Source organism: Streptococcus mitis (assembly GCF_003943905.1).
GTDB classification, from domain to species: domain Bacteria; phylum Bacillota; class Bacilli; order Lactobacillales; family Streptococcaceae; genus Streptococcus; species Streptococcus mitis_BC.
Genome location: NZ_RJNS01000005.1, coordinates 1 through 16,637, shown reverse-complemented (window position 1 = coordinate 16,637; position 16,637 = coordinate 1). Strand labels below are relative to the sequence as shown.

The 16,637-nt window shown below is 41.2% G+C and carries 14 protein-coding genes, 1 tRNA gene and 1 pseudogene; 14 read left to right on the top strand and 2 right to left on the bottom strand.

What is annotated here, in order from left to right:
• Positions 1-262 precede the first annotated feature (262 nt).
• Positions 263-1,171 (bottom strand): UTP--glucose-1-phosphate uridylyltransferase GalU, encoded by a 909-nt coding sequence (gene galU / locus D8854_RS08205; protein WP_125450479.1) that lies wholly within the window; start codon positions 1,169-1,171, stop codon positions 263-265.
• A gap of 21 nt (positions 1,172-1,192) precedes the next feature.
• Positions 1,193-2,209: an NAD(P)H-dependent glycerol-3-phosphate dehydrogenase gene (locus D8854_RS08200; RefSeq protein WP_084973552.1), complete on the bottom strand. Its 1,017-nt coding sequence runs from the start codon at positions 2,207-2,209 to the stop codon at positions 1,193-1,195.
• Between the two features lie 206 nt (positions 2,210-2,415).
• Between D8854_RS08200 and D8854_RS08195 the strand changes: the two genes are divergently transcribed.
• From D8854_RS08195 to D8854_RS08130, 14 genes and pseudogenes are all read left to right on the top strand, one after another.
• A complete protein-coding gene (locus tag D8854_RS08195) occupies positions 2,416-4,122 on the top strand; it encodes an ABC transporter ATP-binding protein (protein WP_125450478.1) in 1,707 nt (568 codons plus the stop codon).
• A gap of 1 nt (position 4,123) precedes the next feature.
• Positions 4,124-5,890 (top strand): ABC transporter ATP-binding protein, encoded by a 1,767-nt coding sequence (locus D8854_RS08190; protein WP_125450477.1) that lies wholly within the window; start codon positions 4,124-4,126, stop codon positions 5,888-5,890.
• A 137-nt stretch (positions 5,891-6,027) separates the two neighbouring features.
• Positions 6,028-6,717, top strand: coding sequence for a gamma-glutamyl-gamma-aminobutyrate hydrolase family protein (locus tag D8854_RS08185; protein ID WP_049529724.1), 690 nt, complete (start codon positions 6,028-6,030; stop codon positions 6,715-6,717).
• Positions 6,718-6,888: 171 nt separating this feature from the next.
• Positions 6,889-8,238 carry a glucose-6-phosphate isomerase gene (locus tag D8854_RS08180; protein ID WP_000018239.1) on the top strand — a complete coding sequence of 450 codons (1,350 nt, stop codon included), beginning with the start codon at positions 6,889-6,891 and terminating at the stop codon, positions 8,236-8,238.
• 183 nt (positions 8,239-8,421) lie between these two features.
• Complete coding sequence (locus D8854_RS08175; RefSeq protein ID WP_001000838.1) at positions 8,422-9,222, top strand: SDR family oxidoreductase; 801 nt, start codon at positions 8,422-8,424, stop codon at positions 9,220-9,222.
• 62 nt (positions 9,223-9,284) lie between these two features.
• Positions 9,285-11,111, top strand: coding sequence for a BglG family transcription antiterminator (locus tag D8854_RS08170; RefSeq protein WP_080976170.1), 1,827 nt, complete (start codon positions 9,285-9,287; stop codon positions 11,109-11,111).
• Entirely contained in the window at positions 11,111-11,608 is a 498-nt protein-coding gene (locus D8854_RS08165) for a transcriptional regulator GutM (RefSeq protein WP_002893984.1), read from the top strand. Before D8854_RS08170 ends, D8854_RS08165 begins: the two co-directional genes overlap by 1 nt.
• On the top strand, positions 11,605-12,150 hold the full coding sequence (locus tag D8854_RS08160; RefSeq protein ID WP_049490108.1) for a PTS glucitol/sorbitol transporter subunit IIC: 546 nt from the start codon (positions 11,605-11,607) through the stop codon (positions 12,148-12,150). Before D8854_RS08165 ends, D8854_RS08160 begins: the two co-directional genes overlap by 4 nt.
• A gap of 13 nt (positions 12,151-12,163) precedes the next feature.
• Complete coding sequence (locus D8854_RS08155; RefSeq protein WP_000120696.1) at positions 12,164-13,144, top strand: PTS glucitol/sorbitol transporter subunit IIB; 981 nt, start codon at positions 12,164-12,166, stop codon at positions 13,142-13,144.
• A 97-nt stretch (positions 13,145-13,241) separates the two neighbouring features.
• Entirely contained in the window at positions 13,242-13,613 is a 372-nt protein-coding gene (locus D8854_RS08150) for a PTS glucitol/sorbitol transporter subunit IIA (protein WP_033585537.1), read from the top strand.
• Between the two features lie 196 nt (positions 13,614-13,809).
• Positions 13,810-14,286, top strand: a pseudogene (gene pgi, locus D8854_RS08145) (glucose-6-phosphate isomerase); the annotation flags it as partial.
• Positions 14,287-14,414: 128 nt separating this feature from the next.
• A complete protein-coding gene (gltX, locus tag D8854_RS08140) occupies positions 14,415-15,875 on the top strand; it encodes a glutamate--tRNA ligase (RefSeq protein WP_125450476.1) in 1,461 nt (486 codons plus the stop codon).
• Between the two features lie 12 nt (positions 15,876-15,887).
• On the top strand, positions 15,888-16,322 hold the full coding sequence (locus D8854_RS08135) for a cytidine deaminase family protein (protein WP_000355932.1): 435 nt from the start codon (positions 15,888-15,890) through the stop codon (positions 16,320-16,322).
• Between the two features lie 117 nt (positions 16,323-16,439).
• Positions 16,440-16,511, top strand: a tRNA-Glu gene (locus tag D8854_RS08130).
• Positions 16,512-16,637: the final 126 nt, after the last annotated feature.

Below are 16,637 nucleotides of genomic sequence, written 5' to 3'. Positions count from 1 at the left end.
CCGTACACAACTTGAAAAAGTGAGCACCGATTCGGTGTTTTTTTATTTTATTATACTAATTTAGTATACTCCTATTTCTATAAAAAAACAAACAGAAGTATAGTGCTTTCACAAAATTTGGCAAATAATTAGAGATAAGTGTGGGAACTGCTCGACCTATCGATTCTTTTCTTCGATGATAGGCAAAGTACAGGGGTGAGATGAGTGCAAATAAAAAAAGAATCAGGATAGTCAACCACCCTAGTTCTTCTTTTGTTATAGATTATTTTTTTAATTTCTCTCCAGCTAACTCTTTTCCGAGTTGGATGAGGTAGTCTTTCAAGTCGTCTTTGACTTGTGGGTGTCTCAGAGCGTAGTCGATGGATGTTTTCATAAAGCCAAACTTGTCTCCGACATCGTAACGAGCTCCCTTGAACTCACGAGCAAATACACGCTGCGTTTTATTGAGGGTATCGATTGCATCTGTCAATTGAATTTCATTTCCAGCACCTGGTTTTTGTTGTTCTAGAATTTGGAAAATCTCAGGCGTGAGAAGGTAGCGTCCGATGATAGCAAGATCACTAGGAGCATCCTCTGGAGCTGGTTTTTCAACGAAGGTTTCAACGCTGTAAAGGCCGTCTTTTCCTTCGCCTTGCGGAGCAATAACTCCATAGGCAGATACTTCATCGTGAGGGACTGGCATGACAGCGATAGTAGACGCGTGGGTACGCTCATAGTCATCCATGAGTTGTTTGGTAAGTGGAACAGCCTTTTCGTTGGTGATATCCATCAAGTCATCGCCAAGCATCACGACAAAAGGTTCATTTCCGACGAAAGCTTTGGCTTGCAAAACAGCATCTCCGAGACCGCGTGGATGAGTTTGGCGGATAAAATGCAGGCGCATGCCAGTTGTCTCATCAACTAGCTTCAAAAGATCTGTTTTCCCTTTTTCTTTGAGGTTGTATTCCAATTCGAAGTTTGAGTCGAAATGGTCCTCGATGGAACGTTTTGACTTACCTGTAACAACCAAGATATCCTCGATTCCAGACTTGAGAGCTTCTTCAACGATAAACTGGATAGTAGGTTTGTCTACGATTGGCAACATTTCCTTGGCCAAGGCCTTAGTTGCAGGGAGGAAACGAGTTCCCAATCCAGCGGCAGGGATGACTGCTTTTCTGACTTTTTGTTTCATAATGTTCCTTTCTATAAGGGTCTAAGACCATTCGTTTTCTGCTTTAAATTCGTTGTTCATGATGTCAGTGATTGCTTCTTTGATATTGACACCTTCATAGATAACTCGGTAAATGGCTTGTGTGATTGGCATGTAGACACCCAATTCTTGAGCCAGTTCGTAAGCTGCTCGAGTCGTTGAAATTCCTTCAATGACCATGCCCATGTTGGCTTCGATGTCTGCGAGGGATTCTCCACGACCGAGGGCATCACCGGCCCTCCAGTTACGAGAGTGGACAGATGTCCCTGTTACGATCAAATCACCAACTCCAGAAAGACCGCTATAAGTCAGAGGATTAGCTCCAAGAGCGACCCCTAGACGGGTGATTTCTGCCAAGCCACGTGCGATGATGGCTGCCTTGGCATTGTCGCCAAATCCTAGGCCATGTAATGCACCCGCCCCAACTGCGATGATGTTTTTGAGAGCACCAGCGGTTTCAACCCCGATAACATCCGTATTAGTATAGAGGCGGAAGTAGTGATTGCTAAAGAGATTTTGGACGTACTGGGCAGTTTCAAGGTCTTTAGAGGCTGCAGTGATCAAGGTAATATCCCGCACAATAGTTTCCTCAGCGTGGCTAGGACCTGAAACAACGACAATGTCACTACGAAGGTCAGCTGGGATTTCCTCTTCAAGAATAGTTGATAGACGTTTGTGGCTATCTGGTTCCAAGCCTTTGGAGGCATGCATGATGACAACTTTGTGATCAAGTACCTTTGCTACTTGTTGGGCAACCAGTCTCGTTACTTTTGTTGGGACAACAAATAAAACAGCGTCTACATTTTTCAATGTTTCTCCTAAGTCATGGTATGCCTTGATGTTTTCGTCGAGTAGGATGTCTTTAAAGTAGCGTTTGTTTGTATGTTGGCTATTGATTTCATCGATTTGGTCAGGAATATTTCCCCAAATCCGAACCTCGTGTCCATTGTCGTTTAGAACCTGCGAAAGGGCAGTCCCCCAAGAACCAGGACCCAAGACAGCGATGGTTTGTTTCTTCATCTTCTCCTCCTTTTAAGAGTTCTTCTTTTCATTTTACCATAAAAAGCCTTTTCATGCATTACTTGCGAGTGAAAGCGCACTATTTTATAATAAGAAAACGCCTTTGACAAGATTCCTCTTTTTTGCTAGAATAGCATCAACATGAAAGAATGAGAGGAGCTGGCGAATTTCGTCACTCCCTTTTGTCTATCTGATTAGGAGGAAGTATGCTGATTGAAAAAATTAAAGCCTATAAATGGCAAGCCTTGGCATCCTTTGTGATGACAGGCTTGATGGTTGCGAGCTCGCTCTTGCAACCTCGCTATTTGCAGGAGGTTTTAGATGCTCTACTGGCTGGCCGACATGAGGCTATTTATAGTATTGGGGCATGGTTGATAGGAGTAGCCCTCGTGGGTCTGGTTGCGGGTGGTGTCAATGTTATTCTTGCAGCCTATATCGCTCAGGGAGTATCTTCGGATCTTCGGGAAGATGCTTTTCGTAAGATCCAAACCTTTTCTTATGCCAACATTGAGCGGTTTAATGCTGGGAATCTGGTTGTCCGCATGACCAATGATATCAACCAAATTCAGAACATGGTGATGATGGTTTTCCAAATCCTTTTCCGTCTTCCTTTGCTTTTTATTGGTTCCTTTATCTTAGCGGTTCATACCCTGCCTTCACTTTGGTGGGTAATTGTCCTTATGGTAGTGCTGATTTTTGCGCTTACAGGTATCATGATGGGGATGATGGGGCCGCGCTTCGCCAAGTTTCAAACTCTTCTTGAACGAATTAATGCCATCGCCAAGGAAAATCTACGTGGTGTGCGTGTGGTCAAATCCTTTGTGCAGGAAAAAGAGCAATTTGACAAGTTTACTGAGGTCTCAGATGAGCTTCTGGGACAAAATATTTATATTGGTTATGCCTTTTCAGTAGTGGAACCTTTTATGATGCTCATTGGGTACGGAGCGGTTTTCCTCTCCATCTGGTTGGTTGCGGGAATGGCTCAGTCGGATCCGTCAGTCGTTGGTTCTATTGCTTCCTTTGTTAACTATCTCAGTCAGATTATCTTTACAATCGTCATGGTTGGATTTTTAGGGAATTCTGTCAGTCGGGCTATGATTTCGATGATGCGTATCCGTGAGGTTCTAGATACCGAGCCAGCGATGACTTTTAAGGATCTTCCAGATGAGGATCTAGAAGGAAGTCTCTCTTTTGAAAATGTGACCTTCACTTATCCTACTGATGAAGAGCCCATGCTTAAGAATGTAAGCTTTGAAGTTGCACCAGGTCAGATGGTCGGTGTGGTGGGGGCGACTGGGGCAGGTAAGTCCACCCTTGCCCAGCTAATTCCACGACTTTTTGATCCACAGGAGGGCTCTATCAAGATTGGTGGTAAGGACATTCGAGATGTCAGCGAGGGAACCTTGCGTAAAACGGTCTCCATCGTCTTGCAAAGAGCCATTCTCTTTAGTGGGACTATTGCAGATAATCTCCGTCAAGGAAAAGGAAATGCCAGCGTATCCGAGCTTGAACGTGCGGCGCGTATCGCCCAAGCCAGTGAATTTATTGGACGCATGGAAAACAAATTTGAGAGTCAGGTCGAAGAACGTGGCACCAACTTTTCTGGTGGACAAAAACAACGGATGTCGATTGCCCGTGGGATTGTCAGCAATCCCCGTATCCTGATTTTTGACGATTCGACTTCGGCCTTGGATGCTAAGTCAGAAAGACTCGTTCAGGAGGCTTTGAACAAAGACCTGAAAGGGACAACAACGATTATCATCGCTCAAAAGATCAGTTCAGTCGTCCATGCGGACAAGATTTTGGTCTTGGACCAAGGGCGATTGATTGGAGAAGGACGGCATGCAGACTTGGTAGCTAACAATGCCATCTACCGCGAAATCTACGAAACACAAAAGGGAAAGGAGGAATAAAATGAAAACTGTTCGATTTTTCTGGAATTATTTTAAAGTTTACAAGTTCTCCTTTGTCATTGTGGTTCTGATGGTTGCAGTTGCGACGATTGCCCAAGCCCTCTTTCCAGTTTTTTCAGGTCAAGCAGTGACAGAGCTCGCTAACCTAGTTCTGGCTTATCAAAATGGAACTTCCGAACTAGCCTGGCAGAGTTTGTCAGCTCTGATGCTGAATCTAGCTCTAGTTGTCCTCGCCTTAGTGGTATCCAGTTTGATTTACATGACCTTGATGACCCGTGTGATTGCTGAGTCAACAAATGAGATGCGTAAGGGCCTCTTTGGCAAACTCTCTCGTTTGACGGTTTCTTTCTTTGACCGCCATCAGGATGGCGATATCCTTTCTCGCTTCACGAGTGACTTGGACAACATCCTTCAAGCCTTCAATGAAAGCCTAGTTCAGGTTATGAGCAATATTGCTCTTTACATCGGTTTGATTTTTGTCATGTTTTCAAGAAATGTGACGCTCGCCCTGATAACAGTAGCCAGTACTCCAGTAGCCTTTCTCATGTTGGTTTTCATCGTGAAAATGGCCCGCAAGTACACTAATCTCCAGCAAAAAGAGGTAGGGAAACTCAACGCCTACATGGACGAAAGTATTTCAGGGCAGAAAGCTGTTATCGTACAAGGAATTCAAGACGACATCGTAGCAGGCTTTGTGGAGCAAAATGAGCGCGTGCGCAAGGCAACCTTTAAAGGGAGAATGTTCTCAGGCATCCTCTTTCCTGTTATGAATGGGATGAGCTTGGTCAATACGGCCATCGTCATTTTTGCAGGTTCGGCTGTCTTGCTGAACGATCCAAGTATCGAAACAACGACAGCCCTAGGTTTGATTGTCATGTTTACCCAATTTTCTCAGCAGTACTACCAGCCGATTATCCAGGTGGCTGCGAGTTGGGGGAGCCTCCAGTTGGCCTTTACTGGGGCAGATCGTATCCAAGAAATGTTCGATGCAGAAGAAGAGATTCGTCCGCAAAATGCGCCTGCCTTTACGGAATTGCGAGAAGGCGTTGAAATCAGTCACATTGATTTCTCTTATGTGCCAGACAAGCCGATTTTAAAAGATGTTAGCATTTCAGCTCCTAAGGGGCAGATGATAGCAGTTGTCGGTCCGACTGGCTCAGGGAAAACGACCATCATGAACCTCATCAATCGTTTCTACGATGTGGATGCAGGCAGCATTTGCTTTGATGGCAAAGACATCCGTGACTACGACTTGGACAGCCTGCGGAGCAAGGTCGGGATTGTCTTGCAGGATTCGGTCTTGTTTAGTGGAACGATCCGAGACAATATCCGCTTTGGTGTGCCAGATGCCAGTCAGGAAATGGTCGAAGCAGCTGCCAAGGCAACTCATATTCATGACTATATCGAAAGCTTGCCTGACAAGTATGATACCCTTATTGATGATGAGCAAAATATCTTCTCGACTGGGCAGAAACAATTGATTTCCATCGCTCGGACATTGATGACAGATCCTCAAGTCCTAATCTTAGATGAAGCGACTTCCAATGTCGATACCGTAACAGAAAGCAAGATTCAACATGCTATGGAAGCAGTAGTAGCAGGTCGAACCAGTTTTGTCATTGCCCATCGTTTGAAGACCATCCTCAATGCCGATCAGATTATTGTCCTTAAGGATGGTGAGGTTATCGAACAAGGAAATCATCACGAATTACTCAAGCTTGGAGGCTTTTACTCCGAACTGTACCATAATCAATTTGTCTTTGAATAAGCAAAAAAGTTGTCCTAATTTTGGGCAACTTTTTCTGATAAAAAAATTTTATCACGGACTTAAAAAATACATATTAGACAGGAGTGGGTAAGGGTGATAAGATAAGATTATCAATGGAGAACGAAAGGAAGTCAGTAATGGTAAGAACAGTTGTTGGAGTAGCGGCAAACCTATGTCCTGTAGACGCAGAAGGAAAAAACATCCACTCATCTGTATCCTGTAAATTTGCTGAAAGTATTCGTCAGGTTGGCGGACTTCCTTTGGTCATTCCGGTTGGTGATGAGACACTTGTCCATGACTATGTAGAAATGATTGATAAGCTCATCTTGACTGGGGGACAAAATGTTCATCCTCAGTTTTATGGTGAGGAAAAAACAATTGATAGCGACGACTATAACCTAGCTCGCGACGAGTTTGAGCTAGCTCTTCTACAAGAAGCCTTGCGTCAGAACAAACCAATCTTAGCCATTTGCCGTGGCGTTCAGCTTGTCAACGTTGCTTTTGGTGGGACACTCAATCAGGATATTGAAGGTCATTGGCAAGGTCTACCTTTTGGGACTTCACATTCTATTGAGACAGTGGATGGCAGTGTAGTGTCTAAATTATTTGGTAAAGAAAGTCAGGTTAACTCAGTACATCGTCAGAGTATTAAAGACTTGGCACCCAATTTCCGCGTGACGGCTGTGGATCCACGTGATCAAACTGTTGAAGCAATCGAATCTATTGATGAGCACCGTATTATTGGTCTCCAGTGGCATCCAGAATTTTTGGTCAATGAAGAAGATGGCAACTTAGAATTATTTGAGTATTTATTGAATGAATTATAACGACTGGAAACCTAGTCGTTTTTTTGTCTTATTTCGTTCAAATTTTAATATTGTAACATTTTTTACGCAAATGTTTAAATTATGATAAAATTTGGAAAAATTCAGTATAAAAACTTGAAAAAATCTAAGGTAAGGGTTATGATAGAAGAGAAGAAATTTTGGAGGAATATTATGTCACATATTAAATTTGATTATTCAAAAGTATTAGATAAATTTGTTGCACCACATGAACTAGATTATATGCAGCCTCAAGTGACTGCAGCAGATTCTGCTCTGCGAAATGGTACAGGTCCTGGGGCAGAAATGACTGGCTGGTTGAACTTACCTGAAGAATATGACAAAGATGAATTTGCTCGTATTCAAAAGGCTGCTGCTAAAATCCAATCTGATAGTGAGGTATTGATCGTAATCGGTATTGGTGGTTCCTATTTAGGAGCTCGTGCAGCTATTGATTTCTTGAATAATTCATTTGTAAACTTGCAAAGAAAGGAAGAACGCAAGGCACCTCAGATCCTCTATGCTGGAAACTCTATCTCTTCAAGCTATTTGGCTGATTTGGTAGACTATGTATCAGACAAAGATTTCTCAGTAAACGTGATTTCTAAATCAGGTACAACAACTGAACCGGCTATTGCTTTCCGTGTCTTCAAAGAACTCTTGGTTAAGAAGTACGGTCAAGAAGAAGCTAACCAACGTATCTACGCAACTACAGACCGCGCTAAAGGTGCAGTTAAGGTTGAAGCAGATGCTAATGGCTGGGATACTTTTGTAGTGCCTGATAGTGTAGGTGGTCGTTTTACAGTATTGACAGCAGTGGGGCTCTTGCCAATCGCAGCTGCAGGAGCTGATATCAGCAAGTTAATGGAAGGAGCAAATGCTGCTCGCAAGGCTTATGCTTCTGATAAGTTGGCTGAAAATGAAGCATATCAATATGCAGTTGTACGCAATATCTTGTACCGTAAAGGTTATCTGACAGAAGTTCTAGCTAACTATGAACCATCTCTGCAATACTTCTCTGAGTGGTGGAAGCAACTGGCTGGTGAGTCAGAAGGGAAAGACCAAAAAGGGATTTATCCAACTTCAGCTAACTTCTCAACAGACTTGCACTCTCTGGGACAATTTATCCAGGAAGGTACCCGTATCCTCTTTGAAACAGTTATCCGTGTAGATAAACCTCGCAAAAATGTGCTGATTCCTGAATTGGCAGAAGACTTGGACGGTCTTGGCTACTTGCAAGGAAAAGATGTTGACTTTGTCAATAAAAAAGCTACAGATGGAGTGCTGTTAGCACACACTGATGGTGGAGTTCCAAATATGTTTGTGACACTGCCTGAGCAAGATGAGTTCACTTTGGGCTACACTATTTACTTCTTTGAGTTGGCTATTGCTCTTTCTGGCTACCTGAATGGTATCAATCCATTTGACCAGCCTGGAGTTGAAGCTTATAAGAAAAACATGTTTGCTCTTCTTGGGAAACCAGGCTTTGAAGAGCTGGGTGCTGAGTTGAATGCACGCCTTTGATTCTCATATGCTTTGAGTTCATTTAGAATATAAAAAGATCCACAAGTTCATTTCTTGTGGATTTTTAGTACAAGCCTCTTAATTAGTTTATTATTTTTTTTAAAAGTGTAAAAAAGAGTGTCTTAATTCTTTTATGAAAGCGCTGTATAATTGCCTTGTAAATAAAATTTGAGAGGTATCAAAATGAATGATTGGTTAAACATAAAAGGCAAAACAGTTCTTGTGACTGGCGCGTCATCTGGGATCGGTAAGGCAATCGTTGAAGAATTGCTGGAATTAGGAGTCAATGTAGCGAATTTTGATCTTAGCGACAACGATTTGCGTCACCCGAATCTATTATTTGTAAAAGTTGATGTAACTTCTCGCTCTGAAGTAGAAGAGGGTGTTGCCAAAATAGTTGAAAGATTTGGCAATATTGATGCGGTAGTCAATAATGCAGGGATTAATGTTCCCAGATTATTAATTGATGCAGAAAATCCTAAAGGTCCTTACGAGTTAGACGATGAAACGTTTGAAAAAGTAACAATGATTAATCAAAAAGGTTTGTATTTGGTTAGTCAGGCAGTAGGACGTATTTTAGTGAAAAATAGAAAAGGTGTAATTGTGAACATGGCTTCAGAAGCAGGTTTGGAAGGTTCTGAAGGACAAAGTGCCTATGCTGCAACAAAAGCAGCAGTCTATAGTTACACTCGTTCATGGGCGAAAGAGCTGGGTAAGCATGGTGTACGTGTGGTTGGAATTGCTCCAGGAATTATGGAAGCTACGGGGCTTCGAACTCTTTCTTATGAGGAAGCTCTTGCTTATACCCGTGGAAAGACGGTAGAAGATATTCGAGCTGGTTATGCTTCAACTTCAACAACTCCTTTGGGACGAAGTGGTAAACTACGGGAAGTAGCTGATCTTGTAGCATTCTATATTTCAGATCGTTCTAGCTATATAACTGGAGTCACTACAAATATTGCTGGAGGGAAAACTCGCGGTTAAAAAAATGAAGGTGAGGAAGAGAGTTGACCTTAGTAAATCGATGGTATAACATTTTAGAAAAAATGGTCTCACAGCCAACTTATTCCTTGGTAGATATGCGCTCAGAACTGGATATTAGCTTGCAAACCTTGCAAAAGAGTATCCAACAATTAAATGATGTTTTGGCTCCTAATATCCAGATTATCGCACAAGATGATCAGTTAATGTTAGAAGTGTATGACTATACAGAGTTGGAAAGGATTTTATCTGGTAGTTTAAAACAGGAGAGTGACTTCAATTCTTCCAGTAAAAGAATTGCCTATTTGCTAAAACGTTTAATTGAGTCAACCTCCCCTCTTCTTATTGACGACTTGGCTGAGGAAGTAGGTGTTAGTAGAAGTACCCTTAATAAGGATTTAAAACAAGTAAAATCTTTGGCAGAGAGTTACTCTATCACTATTTCAGGAAAGCCCAACCGTGGGCTGGAGGTCTTGGGGAGCGAGCTGAATTTGCGCTTGCTCTATATTCACCAAGTGGCTCCTTACTTTGAAGGAAGGACACTCACTGAGGCAACATCTTCTTTTCTGGAGACGCTAGTCCAGGACTATAAAATCCCTAAAGAAACACAGGAACTCCTTCGAAAGACCATTTCAATTATGGTGGAGCGTATTCATACATCTAGAGTGTTGAATTGTCCTATTCCTTACTATAGGAATGATTTAACAGAGACACCTTTAGCTGAGAAATTAATCTATCATATTGAGATGACTTATAAGATTTCTCTCAGTCAGTTTGAGATAGACTTTTTGTGTTTTCCGTTTAATGTCCGTTTTATTGACACTTTAAGCAAGACATCTTATCAATCTGAACAGCTTGCAAATATTTTTCAAGGGATTGTCAAGAAAGTCAAAGAAACAATGTTGGTTCACTTTGATGATGAAGAATTATTTGAAGAAATCAAATCTCATCTAGGCCCCTTAATCAATCGACTGATTTTCCATGTGCAAGCTAATGATATATTTCATGGCGAGGTTCAAACTCAATATCCTTTTGCTTTTGAAATGGCAAAAATAGCTGGAGAAGAACTATCTGCAATTTTTGGTTCTGAAATGGAATTATCTGAAATCGGATATCTGGCTTTGTATTTTGAAATGATTTTAAGAAAGCAAAATTCTGCTGTTAAGGGTTATCGCAAGCAGATAGCTGTAGTTTGCACAACAGGAAGAGGAACTGCTGCGATGATTATTCAGCAACTCAGACGAGTCCTTGGAAATGATGTAGACATTACTCAGTATTCTGAAGAGGATTTTAATGTGGATTTAAATCAGGACTATTTCGCGATTTTTACGACAGTTCCTCTAAAATATAAAGATTCTAAATCTCCAGTCATTCAAGTTAATCATCTTTTTGATGATCAATGGCTGCAGGAAGAATGGCAGAGGGCCAATGCTTTTCATCAAAAAAATCTAGAAACAGTCAGCTTACGTTTTCTTCGGTTGAGCCCCCAAAAAACCTATCAGCAATACTTGCTAAATATGATTTCAGAGTTAGAGAAACTTCAGATGATTGATGAAGGTTTTAGAAATCGGATAATTGATAGGGAGAAAAAGCAATCAACCATTTTTGGTGGAGGAATTGCCTTCCCCCATACAATTAACCAGGGTTATGCAAAGACTATTTTAATGTTTGGAAAACTAGAAGAGCCTTATCAAAAAGGAGATGAATGGATTGAATTTATCTTTCTAGTCGCCATACCCTCAGAAATTGAAAGAAAAATGGAAAGTGAATTGCTGGAATTGTATGACGACATTTTTCGAATTGCAGGAGAGCCTTCTCTAAAAGAAGCATTGAGGGCTGTAGAAACAGAGACAGAGTTTCTATCATTTTCTAAGAGCAAAGGAGTATTTTAATGAATTCGCTAATAATTTTCGCTGTATTTGTCATGGCAGCTTATATATTTCAAATGTTCCTCGGCTGGCAGCAACTCAAAGACTTCAATAAGACCTATACGATGCTCCGAAAACTGGGGCGCGTAGCGATTGGCAGAAAGTCCGGAAGAATAAAATCCGGTACGATTGTCATGTTCGCGGTTGATGAAAACGGTCGGGTTCTTAAAGCTAGCAAAATGCAAGGAGTCACAATCTTAGCGCGTTTTCAAAATATGGACGATTATGTTGGAGAAGACATCCATTATTTTGACAAGTATAATCCTCTTGTGAGAAAAGAAAATAAGTTGATGCAATCAGCCATAGAAGATGCTAGAAAAGTCTATCTTTGGCATGAGGCAGGTATTGAGAAAGAGACAAGTTCATCTGATTCTTTTCTGGGATTCGGCTTTTATGCGAATTACTTACAATTATCTATTAAACAGTTATTTAAAAAAAATAAGAAAAGGAGTTCCTTATGAATCACATTACAAAATTTGCAGAGAGTTTTATGAAACTCTTCCAATTAGGTGGAGAAACCTTTATTAGCTGGATGACAAATATTGTACCTCTTGTCTTGATGCTATTGATTGCAATGAATACCCTTATCGCTTTCTTGGGAGAAGAGAAGGTCAATTCCTTGGCTAAGATTTCTGCCAAAAATCCTGTTAGCCGGTATATGATTTTACCTTTCATTTCAGCTTTTATGCTGGGAAATCCGATGGCAATCAGTATGGGACGTTTCTTACCAGAATATTATAAACCTAGTTTTGTAGCAGCTCAGATGCAGTTTTGCCATACTTCAAATGGTGTATTTCCACATATCAATCCTGGGGAATTATTTGTATGGATGGGAATTGCGACAGGAATTCAAACTTTAGGTTTAAGTCAAATGGACTTAGCCATTCGTTACATGCTTGTTGGGCTTGTCATGAACTTTGTAGGTGGTTGGGTAACCGATTTTACAACTGCTTATGTAGCAAAACAGCAAGGTGTTACCTTGAGTAAAACATTTGATTTATAGAAAGAGTGAAATTATGTCATATAAGAGTATAAAAGTTGTTAAAGGAAATGGCGGTTTCGGAGGACCTTTGGTCATTACACCTAGTGAAGCTAAGCATAAATTCATCTATATTACTGGCGGCGGAGAAAAGCCAGATATTGTAGATAAAATTGCTGATTTGACCGGTATGGAAGCTGTTAATGGGTTTAAAACTTCTATCCCAGATGAGGAAATTGCTTTAGCAATCGTGGATTGTGGCGGTACTCTTCGCTGTGGTATTTATCCTAAAAAGGGAATCCCTACAATAAATATTGTTGCTACAGGGAAAAGTGGGCCTCTAGCTCAATATATAACCGAGGAAATCTATGTGTCAGCAGTTGGCCTTAATCAAATTTCTGCTGCTAATGAAGACGAAAAAGCGACAACTGTGGTAACTGAAAAGCCAACTTACGATACTAGTAAAAAAATTACAGAGCAAAAAGCTGAAACAAGTATTGTAGCACGAATTGGGATGGGGGCTGGTAAGGTCGTTGCAACTTTCAACCAGGCTGCTCGTGAAGCCATCCAAACAATGCTCAATACAATAATTCCTTTCATGGCCTTTGTTTCCTTGCTGATTGGGGTTATTCAAGGATCTGGTGTTGGAAATTGGCTGGCAAAATTAATGGTTCCCCTAGCGGGGAACATCTGGGGACTCGTTTTAATTGGCTTTATCTGTTCCTTACCATTCCTATCTCCTTTGTTAGGTCCCGGAGCTGTTATTAGTCAGATTATTGGAACTTTAATTGGAGTCGAAATCGGAAAAGGGACTATTCCGCCCCAAATGGCTCTGCCAGCTTTATTTGCTATCAACACTCAAAACGGTTGTGATTTCATTCCTGTAGCACTCGGCCTATCTGAAGCCAAGGCTGAAACAGTTGAGGTTGGTGTCCCTTCGGTACTTTATTCACGCTTTCTCAATGGTGTTCCGCGGGTGCTAGTTGCTTGGATAGCTAGTATTGGTCTTTATCAGTAGACCTTTGATAGATGCCTGAAAACAGAGAACTATTATGTTAAACTTATCTATAAGCCTAAGTTTATGACAAATTAGAGAAAGTATGAATAGAAATCAGATGAAGAAAATTTTTGAAACTAAAGTAATTCAAGTAGGGTCTGAAGCTCAGAATATGATTCAAGATGCCAATATGCTCATTTTATTTGGAGAAGAAGCACCAGAAGATTTATCAGAGTATTGTTTTAAGATTGATAACAAAAATCTGCTAGGTTCAATACTAGAAGGTGGCAAGCTGGTGGTAGATAATCAGGAATATTCGATTAGTTCCGTAGGAAATGTAGTAGAAAAAAATTTAACTGGACTGGGACATATCACGATTTCTTTTGATGGTTCAAAAGAGGGGAGCCTTCCTGGTACACTCCATGTTGTAGCAGATCAAGCGGTAGTAATTGATAAAGATTCTACCATTCAGATTTTTGAAACTGCTTAACCATAATAAAATTTCAAATCAAGCAATTTAGAAAAATAAAAGTCTAAAAAATTGATTCAGAGCCTGGACCAAAAGTCCAGGCTTCTGGGTCTAAATTAGAAAAAATAGATGACGCAGTGGTTGATTGGCAAGTCAATCAAACTAGCCAGTCAGTGCAAGGGAATTTCCAGCAGATGCATCCACAAGGGGTGCCTGAACAGAAGGAAAAGACCAAAAAGGGATTTACCCAACTTCAGCTAATTTCTCAACAGACCTACACTCATTGGGTCAATTTATCCAAGAAGGAACTCGTATCATGTTTGAAACAGTTGTCCGTGTTGACAAACCACGTAAGAACGTGATTATCCCTACTTTGGAAGAAGATCTTGATGGACTTGGTTACCTTCAGGGAAAAGACGTTGACTTCGTTAACAAAAAAGCAACTGACGGTGTTCTTCTTGCCCACACTGACGGTGACGTACCAAACATGTACGTAACTCTTCCTGAGCAAGATGCCTTCACTCTTGGATACACTATCTACTTCTTCGAATTGGCTATCGCCCTTTCAGGTTACTTGAATGCCATCAACCCATTTGACCAACCAGGTGTTGAAGCTTACAAACGCAACATGTTTGCCCTTCTTGGAAAACCAGGATTTGAAGAATTGAGCAAAGAGCTTAACGCACGTCTATAATAAAAGAAAAGAGTGGCTTGTCCACTCTTTTTTACTCTCTTTATTCGTAGACATTGGACTCAGGCGAGACTTGTGATATAATATAGAAAGCAAAAAGGCAGACGCCTAGAGACTTTATAGGAGAAACTATGTCAAAAGATATCCGCGTACGCTACGCACCAAGTCCAACAGGACTACTACACATCGGAAATGCCCGTACAGCATTGTTTAACTACCTTTACGCACGCCATCATGGTGGAACTTTTATCATTCGTATCGAAGATACTGACCGTAAACGCCATGTCGAAGATGGGGAACGTTCACAGCTTGAAAATCTTCGCTGGTTGGGGATTGACTGGGATGAAAGTCCAGAAACTCATGAAAACTATCGCCAATCAGAGCGTTTGGAACTCTATCAAAAATACATCGACCAATTGCTAGCCGAAGGAAAAGCCTACAAATCTTACGTTACAGAAGAAGAGTTGGCAGCTGAGCGCGAACGCCAAGAAGCAGCTGGCGAAACACCACGTTACATCAATGAATATCTTGGCATGAGCGAAGAAGAAAAAGCAGCTTACGTCGCAGAACGTGAAGCAGCTGGTATCATCCCAACTGTTCGTTTGGCTGTTAACGAGTCTGGTATCTACAAATGGCATGATATGGTCAAAGGTGATATCGAGTTTGAAGGTGGCAACATCGGTGGTGACTGGGTTATCCAAAAGAAAGATGGTTACCCAACATACAATTTTGCCGTTGTGATCGATGACCACGATATGCAAATCTCTCACGTTATCCGCGGTGATGACCATATTGCTAATACTCCAAAACAACTCATGGTCTATGAAGCGCTTGGTTGGGAAGCACCAGAGTTTGGTCACATGACTTTGATCATCAACTCTGAAACGGGTAAAAAATTGTCTAAACGTGACACCAATACCCTTCAGTTTATAGAAGACTACCGTAAAAAAGGCTATTTGCCAGAAGCAGTCTTTAACTTTATCGCCCTTCTTGGTTGGAATCCAGGTGGCGAAGATGAAATTTTCTCTCGTGAGGAATTGATTAAACTCTTTGATGAAAATCGTCTCAGCAAGTCACCAGCTGCATTTGATCAGAAGAAACTAGACTGGATGAGCAACGACTACATCAAGAGAGCCGATCTAGCTACTATCTTTGAAATGGCTAAACCTTACTTAGAAGAAGCAGGGCGTTTGACTGACAAGTCTGAAAAAATGGTGGAACTCTACAAACCACAAATGAAATCAGTAGACGAGATTGTTCCACTGACAGATCTTTTCTTTGCAGATTTCCCAGAGCTGACAGATGCTGAGCGCGAGGTCATGGCAGGAGAAACCGTTCCTGTTGTTCTAGAAGCCTTCAAAGCGAAACTAGAAGCAATGACAGATGAGGAATTTGTGGCAGAAAACATCTTCCCACAAATCAAAGCAGTCCAAAAAGAAACAGGTATTAAAGGGAAAAATCTCTTCATGCCTATTCGAATTGCTGTATCAGGTGAAATGCATGGACCAGAATTGCCAGACACTATTTTCTTGCTCGGACGTGAAAAGTCAATTCAGCATATCGAAAACATGCTCAAAGAGATTTCTAAATAAGAAGGACTGCCAATGGATATCTGGGAAAAGATGTATGAAGAAGCACGAACCTTATACAATCCCCACGAAGTTTCTGACTTTGTCTATGCTAACCATGTCGTTGCTGCGGTAGAAGCAGAAGATGGTCAAATATTCACAGGATTTTGTATAGAGGGCACTTGTGGCGTTTTTCATCTCTGTGCAGAACGAACAGCTCTCTTCAATATGTACCAATTTTCAGGACAAACTAAGGTTAAGAAAATCCTCGCCTTTCGAGATAAGCCACCCTATGGCGAAGGATCAGGTATGCCCTGTGGCGCATGCAGAGAATTCCTCTTAGAACTGAATGCTGAAAATAAAGATGCGGAGTTCATGATGGATTACGAAACAAGAAAAACAATCAAAGTTGCCGAGTTGATCCCATATTGGTGGGGAGAGGAACGTGCGACTAATTGGCAAGTCAAATAGAGAGTCAGTTAAACTGGCTCTTTTCTATTATCTGCGAAGCATTTGTTGTATAGGATGAAAAAAAGTTCTTGACAAAGGTAAAAAAGTAGGTATAATAGAAAGAGTTGAAAAACTCAAGGTCCGTTGGTCAAGGGGTTAAGACACCGCCTTTTCACGGCGGTAACACGGGTTCGAATCCCGTACGGACTATGTGTGTATCGCAGGGACGAAAAAAGTAAAAAAAGTTTCAAAAAAGTGTTGACATAGGTCAACAGCTGTGATATACTAATATAGTTGTCGCTTGAGAGAGATTGAGTGACAAAGACCTTTGAAAAC